The sequence below is a fragment of the Microbispora sp. NPDC049125 genome, assembly GCF_040802045.1.
GTDB lineage: Bacteria > Actinomycetota > Actinomycetes > Streptosporangiales > Streptosporangiaceae > Microbispora.
The window spans coordinates 77,194-86,059 of sequence record NZ_JBEZDW010000015.1; the positions used below are offsets into that span (position 1 = coordinate 77,194).

Below are 8,866 nucleotides of genomic sequence, written 5' to 3' on the forward strand. Positions count from 1 at the left end.
GCCAAGGGGCTCTCGCCAGGCGGCCGGGAGTCGGATGGGGTCGCCTGCGAAACGCTTCACGGTTGCGGGGCGAGGCACGGTCACTCCCCCCGGGCCACGCGCTCGGCGCGGGCCATGTCGTCGGCGGTCTGCGGGGTGCCGAGGCCATTGACGCGCCGGTAGACCTCGGCCTCCTCCTTGACCGTGGCAAAGCGCCCCTCGGCGACCGGGACGGCCGCCATCTCCAGCGAGAACTGCGCTGAATCGGAGAGTCCGCTGTAGGCGACATAGAGTCCGGTGTCGCCATATTCCTTGGCGCCCAGTGGGGTGAGGAGCTCGCCGCTGACGACGTCTTCCGGCTTGAACCAGCTCGCGGGGACGAGGAACTTGTCCTCCAAGAACTCGCGGACAGCGTTGAGGCGCTGCTTGCCGTCGATGACGTAGCGGGTGTCGGCGACGGAACGGCCGCGGCGGTTGGTGATGATGGCGGGGATGGGCGTACCGTCGAGGATGCTGTAGATGAGTGAGATCTTCTGGTCCAGGGTCCAGACCAGGTCCCGCTGGTAGGGCGGGTTGGGGTCAAGGGCGCCCTTGTGCCACATGCTGATGAGCTGGGTCCACGGCTCGTTGGTGGGGCTGAGGCGGAGACTCTGGACGGGGTGGGCGGTGTGGCGGGTCATGGCGATGATTCTCCTTGGTCGGGCCGGTCGCTCGTCCGGGCTACAACTGAACTGTACATGTACTTAGCGCAGGGGGCAAGCTGTATGCCTTGCAAAGGCAGAAGCCCCCGGGCGCGCCGGAGGCTTCCTGGTTCGCTCGGGCCTACACGGTGAAGTACGGCAGTCCCGCGAGGCTGAGGTCGCTCATCATGTTGCGGACGAACTCCCGGGCGGCCATCGCGTTGATGAGGGTCTCGGCGCGGTCAACCTTGCCCAGGCCGTTGCTCTGCACTCGGTCAGGGAAGGCGAAGACGGTTCCGGCGGCCCGCGCGAGGTGATCGGTTACGACTTCGCGGAGTTCGCCGCCGTATGTCAAGCCTTCGATGATCTCCTGGGTGATCTCGGCGAGGGACTGGGCGCGGCCGATCTGGTCGAATTTATCAGCGACGGCGCGCAGCAGCGGGTGCCCGACGGGCCGGGTGGCGAGTTCCTTGAGTTCGGCAGCGGCCAGGTCGGCGCGGTCGAGGTAGGTCTTGAGGCGGGCAATGACGCGCTCGTCCTTGTTGACTTCCCTCTTGAGTGCGGCGAGCTCCTTCGCCTCCGGGGAGTTGTCGGCGCAGGCGTCGACGTAGAGCCGCACGAGTTCGTCGCGCTTGACGGACCGGGAGGGGCTGAGGTTGGGGGCGAGGCGGTTGACGGCCTCCAGGAGCTCGTCTTTGTTCATGCGCTCGGAGTCGAGGCGGGCGCGCTGACGGGCGGCGACTGTGCCGTTCTCCAGGGTCTCGCGGTTGGCCTCGAAGTTGCGCATGGCCTCGGTTTCGAGGGTGTCGAGGATGGTGCGGTTGGCGGTCATGGGTGCTGATTCTCCTTGGTCTGCCGGTCGCTCGTCCGGTCACCTTTGAATATACATGTACTTAGCGCAGAGGGCAAGTGAAGTTCACTCGGCGGGGACCGAGGCCGCCACCAGGAGCGCGGCCAGGTGAAGAACGGCCAGGTGAAGGGTCTGGTCGACCTTGGGGGCGGCTTCCTTGTCCGCCTCGTACCAGGCTCCTGAGCCGGTCCACTCCATGATCTTCTTGACGGGCCAGCGGCGATCGATGACCGCATGCGTTCCCCAGGACAGGGCGAGGGCCGCGGCGGCGCGGCCGGGCGGGATGCGGATGCCGAGGATTCGGAATGTCGCGCCGACGGCCGCGGCCATGGTGGCGTGGTAGGTGAGGCAGTGCTTCTGATTGGCGATCCACGTCTGCGCGTAGGGGGTGTCGTCGACTGCGTTGTAGCCGGGGGCGGCCTTGCGGCATGCCTGGTGGTCGGTCTGGGAGAGGTAGTCGGCGACGTGGTGGGCGGTGATCGCGGAGGTGAGTGTGGCGGCGAAGACGGCTACACGGTTGTTCATGGGCTTCTCCTCTTACGGGTTTGCGTGGGGTGGGCTGGGGTCTCATTCGACCATGCAAACAGGGGCGGGAAGCCGTATTAGTAGGGCTTCCCGCCCCTGTTTGCGGACTTTCCTTCCGCCGTGTCAGGTCACGGGCGGGAGACCGAGGGCTTGGTGGACCTTGTTGAGGCGGTCGCGGAGTTCGGCGTTCTCTGCTCGGAGCTCCGTGTTTTCGCGTTCCGTGTCTTCGCGGGCGGCGTCTCGCTGGCGGAGGCGGTTGAGCTCGGCGATGACGGCGCCGAGGTAGTCGATGGCCTGGTCGACGTCGACGGAGCTGTTGGCCGCGGGGTTCGGGGCCGGGGTTGCGGCGCGCGGGGCGGGGATTTCAGGTGCGGTCGGCGGCGCAACGGGAGGTTCCTGCGCTGTGATGGGTGCCGGTTCGGCGGTGACCGGCGCGGGCTCGGTGGCAGGTTGCGCGGGCTCTGATTTGGCTTCTGAGGCTTGCTGAAGCTCTGGAGTCTCCTCTGGTCGTGCTTCGACGATTTCCGGCTCCACCGGCGCGCTGGGAGCCTCCGAGGGTGGGTTTTGGCGGGCGGCGGCCTCTTCCCGGGAGACGAGGGTGGGGAATCCGCGGCCGGTGGCGCCATGGATGACGGCCATGTGTCGGGCGTATTCGGCGCGGCTGCTAAACCAGGCGCCGAGGTAGTGCCGTGCCTGCGGGTCCTCGGCGGTGGGCGCGGGAACGCCTTCGGTGGCGCAGGCCTTGCAGAACGTCAGCCCGGCGCAGTGTTCCTTGTGGTTGCGCTGGAGGTGGTTGAGCCAGGAGTCGACGTGGACCTTGACGGCGGGGCAGTACTGGCATTGCCGTCGATGGCCGTCTTTTGGGTGGATGCGTGACCTGAGCTTTTGGATGTGGGTGCGGATGGCGACTGCGCTGTCGGTGTCTCCGCATTCGGGGCAGACGGCCATCTTCACTGTCGGTTCCTCCGGGGTGGTTGTGCTGGTTTGGGTTATTTCTGGGGCGGCAGTCGAAGGTGGGTCCGTCGCGTCGGCTTCCTCGGAAGGGTCGTCTTCGGCGCGCCAGGAAACGAACCACTGGTTTGGCCTGAGCTCCTTCATGTGTCCTTCGTTGGACAGGAAGGGCCTCATCTCAAGCTGAAAGCGGACGGTTTCGGGGTGGCTGCGCAGCAGGTGAAACCCTGGCCCCCAGACGCTACGGGCGAGGTTCAGCAGGTCGCCATTCCAGGTGGCACAGCGGACGCCGTCCGAGTTGGTGATGTGGCCGCCGCCCGCGGCGATCTCTTTGCGGGCGGCGGCCACCAGGCTCTGGGCGCTGGCGTCTTTGTCGGCCAGTATCTGGTCGACGACGGTTTGTTGGGGCATGGGCGGGGTTTCCTCAGTCGGTGTTGGTGTTTCCTCGGATGGTCGCCTACTTCGGCCGCGTCGCGGGTCTCCCTGGGGTCGCTCGTCCCGGCTGTCGATAACGTACGGGTACTTAGCAACCGCGGCAAGCATTTCCGTACATGAAACGGGAGCTGCCAGCGAAGATCTTCGCTGGCAGCTCCCGTTCAGAGAGAGGCTTAGCCCTTCGGAAGGCGGGCGATGAGCGGGATTTCCACGTCTCGATCATTGGCGAAGCAGTCGGAATGACCCGGAAGGTGGGAAAGGTGGACCTGGATGGTGATGGTCGGCCGGGTCTTGTCGCTGATGTCGTCAATGACGTAGTTCAGGCCGTGAAGCTGGACGAGGTCGCCGAGCTCCAGGTTGCGCATGGCCACCATGGGGTGGTCCTCCTGAAGGGCGAACATGTGGAGGGCGAGCAGGCGGCGCAGCGCCGCGCGGACCGTCTCGTCGTCGGCGGCTTCGACGGCGACGTCCGCCATCTCCCAGGGGTTCACCGGGAAGCCTGCATTCCAGTTCGGTCCGGGCGGGCTGTACTTGAGGAGGCGCGCGACTGCGGCACTGCCGTGCAGGCGCCCTTTGTCGTCGCGGCCTTCGGTTTCGATGGCGAGAGAGTCCATGGGGTGATTCTCCTTTGGGGTCGCTCATCCCTATACGACGAACCTTACATGTACTTAGCAGACTGGGCAAGCGCCGGGAGCGAGCGCCAGGGCCGTGTGCGTTAAGACGGCCGCGGTGTAAACGACGGCGGTCGGGAAGATGGCGAACCGCTCGACCAAGCCGCCGGTGACGAGGACCTTGACGCCGACGGTGAAGTCCGACAAGGGCCAGCCGTACGGGATGCCGCGATGGGTGACTGCGTCACCAACCAGGTGCGCCATCAGCCCGAGCGTGACGGCGGCAGGCATGAACGACAGGTCGGCGCCGTGGGTGACCGCGAGGTAGGCCAGCGGGAGCGGGACGAGGTTGGCGGCGTCGTCCCAGTAGCCGTTCAGCGGTGCCAGGCGGAGCGTGGAGCTCATGGTCAGGCAGATGAAGGCGCCGAGTACGGGACCTGGGCGGCAGTCTGCGGGTGGGTGAAGCCGAAGAAGGCGAGGGCGGCGGCGACCGCGCCGAGCGCGAACAGATTGGGGCGTCCGGCGCCGCGGTGAGGTCGGCGGGGGAAGATGAGGCCGCCCAGGATGCCGGTGCTGATCAGAATGCTGCTGACGACCCACCCTTGATGGAACAGGTTGGCGTCGCGGGAGTAGAGGGCGGCCGCGGCGTAGACGAGGGCGGCGACCGCCCCGACGCCGACGCCGGAGTGGGTGCCGTACCGGTGGCCGCCGGAGATGGCGCAGACGCCCCGGGACAGGGCCTGGGTGATGAGGCCGTAGGCGCGGGATGCGTGGGAGCCGGGGCAGTCGAGGTCGTTGAGCATGGCGGCCCCGGCGGCGACGAGCGCCCCGGCGGCGAGGGGGCGCAAGTCGTAGTGGGCCGCGGCGCCCCAGGCGACGAAGGCGGCGGCGCCGGTGGCGGCGTGTGTGCGTCCAAGCATGGGCGGGTCTCCAGAGTGGTGTGGGGCCGGTCGCTCGTCCGGCAAGGCCACGATACTACACGTACTTAGTGCGCCGTGGTTGGCAATCCGACGGGGAGTCGTCAGATGTTTTGGCTGTTCATCGCGTGTAGGTGGACCTGTAGGTGGACCTGTAGGTGGACCTGTAGGCGCTCCGTATGTGGACCTGTCTGTAGGTCAGTAGGCCGGTCGGCGTGGCGGCATGTTCCCGACACGGCTTACGCCCGAGTGCGCTAAGTAGTTGCATACTTCGGCGGTTGGGTGGATGGTATGCGTGCGTCACAGGAGTCACATAAGGAGAACAGGAGGCCGCATGTCCCCGCCGCAGGCCGCAATCGCAAACACTGAGGCCATCATCCAAGCCATCCGCCCCCGCCTAACCCGGGTCATCATCTTCCTCAATGGGAAGGGGGGGACTGGGAAGACAACGCTCACTGGCAACACCGCGGCCAACCTCGCCGCCGCCATGGTCAGCGCCCAGTCGAACAGGCGAATCCTCGCCATAGACTTCGACCCCCAAGGCAACCTGGCCCTCGACCTGCGATACGCCACCCACCCTGAAAACGACCAAGGTGGAAGTATCGACGACCTCATCAGAGGGCGAGGGCAACTGCGAATCATTCGTGATGTACGCCCTCAACTCGACGTGGTCCCCGGCGGGGAACAACTCGGCTACGTCCGCGGGTCCTTGTTCAGCGCGGGCAAGATGGCCAACGGCCGGGAACCGCGCCTTTCATTCGCCTACGCCCTCGCCCAGGTGGCGCACGAGTACGAATGGATTCTCATCGACTGCCCGCCTGGCGAACCCGAACTCCAAGACCTCGCCGCCGTAGCGGGCCGGTTCGTCATGGTGCCCTGCAAGTTCGATGAAGGCAGCATCGACGGCTTGTCCAAGGTGTCGTCGGTGTTCGAGGCGGCCCGCGCCCTGAACGGCGAGCTGGAGCTCCTGGGGGTGGCCCTGTTCGGCTTCGGGCGGACCAACCTGCGCACCCAGCGGGACGCCGATGGCGAGGCCGTCGGCGTGAAAGAGGTAGGGCAAGTAGCACGTGTCCGCGCCCGCATCACCAAGCTCCTCCAGGAGGCGGGCATTGAGGCGCCCGTCCTGGACTCCGTCATCACCGACGCACCGGTCATCGCGGAGATGGCGCGCAGGTTCGGCTGGACATTCGCCGAGATCGCCGACCAGGCGGTGAGCGAAGAGTGGCGTAAGGAAGCCCGCCAGACGGGGTTCACCATCGCAGCCGATTCCGCGGAGACGGCAGCCGCGGAGCACGAGGCTCTCACCGCGGAGGTCATCGCCTACGCGCAGAAGGCGGTGGTGCCGGTATGAGCGGTTCGTTCACGCAGGAAGAGCGCGAAACCAAGCTGGGCGGGCTCGGCGGCAAGAAGACCCGGCAGCGGAGCGGCGCGGTCGCGGCCGTCATCGCCGGTCCCACGGCCCCCGCCCCGCCGATGCCTCCATTGCCCGAACCGGCCGCTCCGCAGTCACACGAACCGCGAGGCGATGAACCGCCCGGCGGCCAGACGGAAGCGCCAGCGAAAGCGGTCGCAGCGCCAGCGCCCCCCGCTTTGCCGCTGCCCGATCTACCTTCGCTGGAAGTCGAGCCTGAGCTGCCCGGCGACGTCGACCTCCCGCAACAGATCAACGTCTACATCCTGCCGGAGGCCGCCCGGCGCGCCCGAACCCTGTGCAAAGAGCAGGGCTTGGAGCACGCGGATGTCGCCATGCAGGCGATCGACGCCGCCCTGCGGGAGGACGTTCTGGGGTTGCTCGTGCAGGCTCGGCGGACCGACCGCCAGCCCGCGGGCAGCGCCTTCCCGGCGCGGCGGCGGGCGCGGCCCAAGGCCCGCCGCGGCGTCCGGCGGGTGGTGTGGCCGTGCCAGTTCACCGACGGGCAGATAGCCGTCCTGGAAGAACTGATCATTGAGACCGGCGCGGCGGGCGGGTACTCCGAGCTCATCTCGGTGGCAATCGAGGCGCACCTGCTCGACTGACCCCGGGAGCAACGGAGCCCCCGGCCGCTCACTGACGGCCGGGGGCTCCATTGCTCCTACTCCTCAGATCAGGCCGAGTTCACGCTTGGCAACGGCGTGGGTCGGCCCGCACGCGCGGGCTGAGAACGAATTCCCGCACTGGCTGCAAGTGCCACGCTCGCGCGCCTCGTCGGTGATGTGCTGGATGGGCTCGGCGTCGAGAATGTCCTCGACGGTGAGCTCGCGGTCGGGGTTGGGTGTGGTCATTGCGCTCCTTCAAAAGCTGCGGTCGGCGGACACAGGCTCGCGCCGGAGCAGGGTGTCGGGGTGCGTGTAGCGGGTCTCGTCCAGCGGCGGTGCGCCCGGGATGGGCTCGTTGTCCTTGCAGGACGGGCACGGCACCCACGCAGAGGTGTCGGGGGTGCCGTTCACCTTCGGGTGGAGCTCCTCGTTCCCCCAGCAGGACGTGCACCGGCCGACGTTGGCCTGGTGTTCCTGCATCTCGCCGAAGTCATAGCGGCGCGCTCCGCACGAGCAGGTGTACCGCTGGCGGGTCGGCGAGTCGGGGTCGTTGAACAGGCGGACGGTGTGCTGCTCGCCCTGGTTGATGCGGGCGTAGGTGACTAGGAACCGCTGGGCGCCGTCCTGGAGGACGTACTCGATGTGCGCCCACGCCGATTCGCCGACGCCCCGCGGACGGGCGGCCGTGTGCTCGCGGACGAGCCGGAACGCTTCCTTCTCAGCAGTGGGGCCGTCGAGGAAGCACAGAGTCTCGGCGCCGGGCCCGAACCGCCACAGGTGGACCTTGAAACCCGTTGACTCGCGGTGGGTGGTTTTCATGGCGTCTCCGCCAGCGGGGCGAGGGGCTCGGCGGCCTTTGCGAGCTCCTGGGTAAGCCAGCCGGGGAGCATGGCCAGGGCGAGGCCGACGGCGGCTCGCTCGGCATGCTTCGCCGTCCAGTCCGCGGGCGCCGCGAATAGGCTTCCATGCCGAGCCCACCCGTAGGTGGGGTCGGTGACGAGCATGCCGTAGATCCAGACTCGGCGCCCATCCTCCTCGACTCGTCTGCCGACCTGGAGGCGGGCGACGGCAACCCCTGAGACTCGGATGTCGAGGGTGCGGCCGTCGCTCGTGTTGCGCCACTCGTCGAAGCGGAAGATCGCCGACGTCGTGTTGTTGCGCGGACTGTCATTCATCGCTCTTCGCCCCCTTCCTCCAAGGTGGACCGCCGGAGATCCAGCTCGACGCCTTCCATGGTGGCCCGCTGATTCGCGATCACCATGCGGGGCAGGATGGTTCCGTTCTTGCGGCCCGCGCGCACGAGCTCTTCGAAGAGCGTTTTGTCGGCGTCGCCGAGCAGACCCTCCTCCGCAATGAACCACACAGGGAAGTGAATTTCGCCCTCAGCAGCGGGCCGCTGGCTGTTGTCGGCGCTCATGCGATCACCCAGTCCTCAAGGGTGAGCTGGCAGTTCTCGGCACCCCAGTGGGCGTAGGCGACGCGGCGGTCAGGCTCGGCGAAGTGGGGGTGGTCGCCGTCGACGATGTACCAGATCTCGACGCCCTGGGACCAGTCGCGGTGGATGCGGCGGGTCTGGCTGTTGGGACGGCCGAGCAGGTCGTTGGCCTCTTCGAAGGCGCGGCCGCGGCGGTCGAACTTGTGGAGGTGGTGGCGTTCGCCGGTGTCGAAGTTGACGACGTAGACGCCGAAGACGCAGCGGGGTTCGGCGAGCTCGTCGACGGTGATGTTGGTGACGTCGGGGTCGGACCGCAGTCGGGCGAGGCGTTCGCGCAGCTCCTCATCGGAGTAGATGTCGCAGTCGAAGGTGTAGCCCTCACAGTCATGCGAGGTCTGGTACCGGACGCCCATTTCGGCGAGTGACTTCATGGTTCTCCTTCAGGTGGGTCGCTCTTCCCTACAACC

Annotated in this window: 14 protein-coding genes; 2 read left to right on the plus strand and 12 right to left on the minus strand. The window is 67.3% G+C overall.

The window, feature by feature from the left end:
- Positions 1-80: 80 nt before the first annotated feature.
- The 7 genes from AB0B72_RS19385 to AB0B72_RS19415 form a co-directional block, all read right to left on the minus strand.
- The gene (locus tag AB0B72_RS19385; protein WP_367740208.1) at positions 81-659 is read right to left on the minus strand and encodes a DUF262 domain-containing protein; all 579 of its coding nucleotides are present in this window, start codon (positions 657-659) and stop codon (positions 81-83) included.
- 142 nt (positions 660-801) lie between these two features.
- A complete protein-coding gene (locus tag AB0B72_RS19390; RefSeq protein ID WP_367740209.1) occupies positions 802-1,491 on the minus strand; it encodes a hypothetical protein in 690 nt (229 codons plus the stop codon).
- 84 nt (positions 1,492-1,575) lie between these two features.
- Positions 1,576-2,034, minus strand: coding sequence for a hypothetical protein (locus AB0B72_RS19395; protein WP_367740210.1), 459 nt, complete (start codon positions 2,032-2,034; stop codon positions 1,576-1,578).
- A gap of 123 nt (positions 2,035-2,157) precedes the next feature.
- On the minus strand, positions 2,158-3,396 hold the full coding sequence (locus AB0B72_RS19400) for a hypothetical protein (RefSeq protein ID WP_367740211.1): 1,239 nt from the start codon (positions 3,394-3,396) through the stop codon (positions 2,158-2,160).
- A 197-nt stretch (positions 3,397-3,593) separates the two neighbouring features.
- Entirely contained in the window at positions 3,594-4,034 is a 441-nt protein-coding gene (locus AB0B72_RS19405; protein WP_367740212.1) for a hypothetical protein, read from the minus strand.
- 54 nt (positions 4,035-4,088) lie between these two features.
- Positions 4,089-4,436 (minus strand): hypothetical protein, encoded by a 348-nt coding sequence (locus tag AB0B72_RS19410; RefSeq protein ID WP_367740213.1) that lies wholly within the window; start codon positions 4,434-4,436, stop codon positions 4,089-4,091.
- 2 nt (positions 4,437-4,438) lie between these two features.
- On the minus strand, positions 4,439-4,951 hold the full coding sequence (locus tag AB0B72_RS19415) for a metal-dependent hydrolase (protein WP_367740214.1): 513 nt from the start codon (positions 4,949-4,951) through the stop codon (positions 4,439-4,441).
- 331 nt (positions 4,952-5,282) lie between these two features.
- On the opposite strand from AB0B72_RS19415, the gene AB0B72_RS19420 reads away from it, so the two are divergent.
- Both AB0B72_RS19420 and AB0B72_RS19425 read left to right on the plus strand, forming a co-directional pair.
- The gene (locus AB0B72_RS19420; RefSeq protein WP_367740215.1) at positions 5,283-6,299 is read left to right on the plus strand and encodes a ParA family protein; all 1,017 of its coding nucleotides are present in this window, start codon (positions 5,283-5,285) and stop codon (positions 6,297-6,299) included.
- Entirely contained in the window at positions 6,296-6,964 is a 669-nt protein-coding gene (locus AB0B72_RS19425; RefSeq protein ID WP_367740216.1) for a hypothetical protein, read from the plus strand. Before AB0B72_RS19420 ends, AB0B72_RS19425 begins: the two co-directional genes overlap by 4 nt.
- Positions 6,965-7,027: 63 nt before the next feature.
- Here the strand turns inward: AB0B72_RS19425 and AB0B72_RS19430 are convergent, their stop codons facing one another.
- From AB0B72_RS19430 to AB0B72_RS19450, 5 genes are read right to left on the minus strand one after another with little or no spacing between them, the layout of a single operon-like run.
- Positions 7,028-7,210, minus strand: a complete 183-nt coding sequence (locus AB0B72_RS19430) for a hypothetical protein (protein ID WP_367740217.1) — start codon at positions 7,208-7,210, stop codon at positions 7,028-7,030.
- A 9-nt stretch (positions 7,211-7,219) separates the two neighbouring features.
- Complete coding sequence (locus tag AB0B72_RS19435; RefSeq protein ID WP_367740218.1) at positions 7,220-7,783, minus strand: hypothetical protein; 564 nt, start codon at positions 7,781-7,783, stop codon at positions 7,220-7,222.
- The gene (locus tag AB0B72_RS19440; RefSeq protein WP_367740219.1) at positions 7,780-8,139 is read right to left on the minus strand and encodes a hypothetical protein; all 360 of its coding nucleotides are present in this window, start codon (positions 8,137-8,139) and stop codon (positions 7,780-7,782) included. Before AB0B72_RS19440 ends, AB0B72_RS19435 begins: the two co-directional genes overlap by 4 nt.
- A complete protein-coding gene (locus tag AB0B72_RS19445; RefSeq protein ID WP_367740220.1) occupies positions 8,136-8,381 on the minus strand; it encodes a hypothetical protein in 246 nt (81 codons plus the stop codon). The genes AB0B72_RS19440 and AB0B72_RS19445 overlap by 4 nt, the downstream gene beginning before the upstream one ends.
- A complete protein-coding gene (locus tag AB0B72_RS19450) occupies positions 8,378-8,830 on the minus strand; it encodes a hypothetical protein (protein ID WP_367740221.1) in 453 nt (150 codons plus the stop codon). The genes AB0B72_RS19445 and AB0B72_RS19450 overlap by 4 nt, the downstream gene beginning before the upstream one ends.
- Positions 8,831-8,866 lie beyond the last annotated feature (36 nt).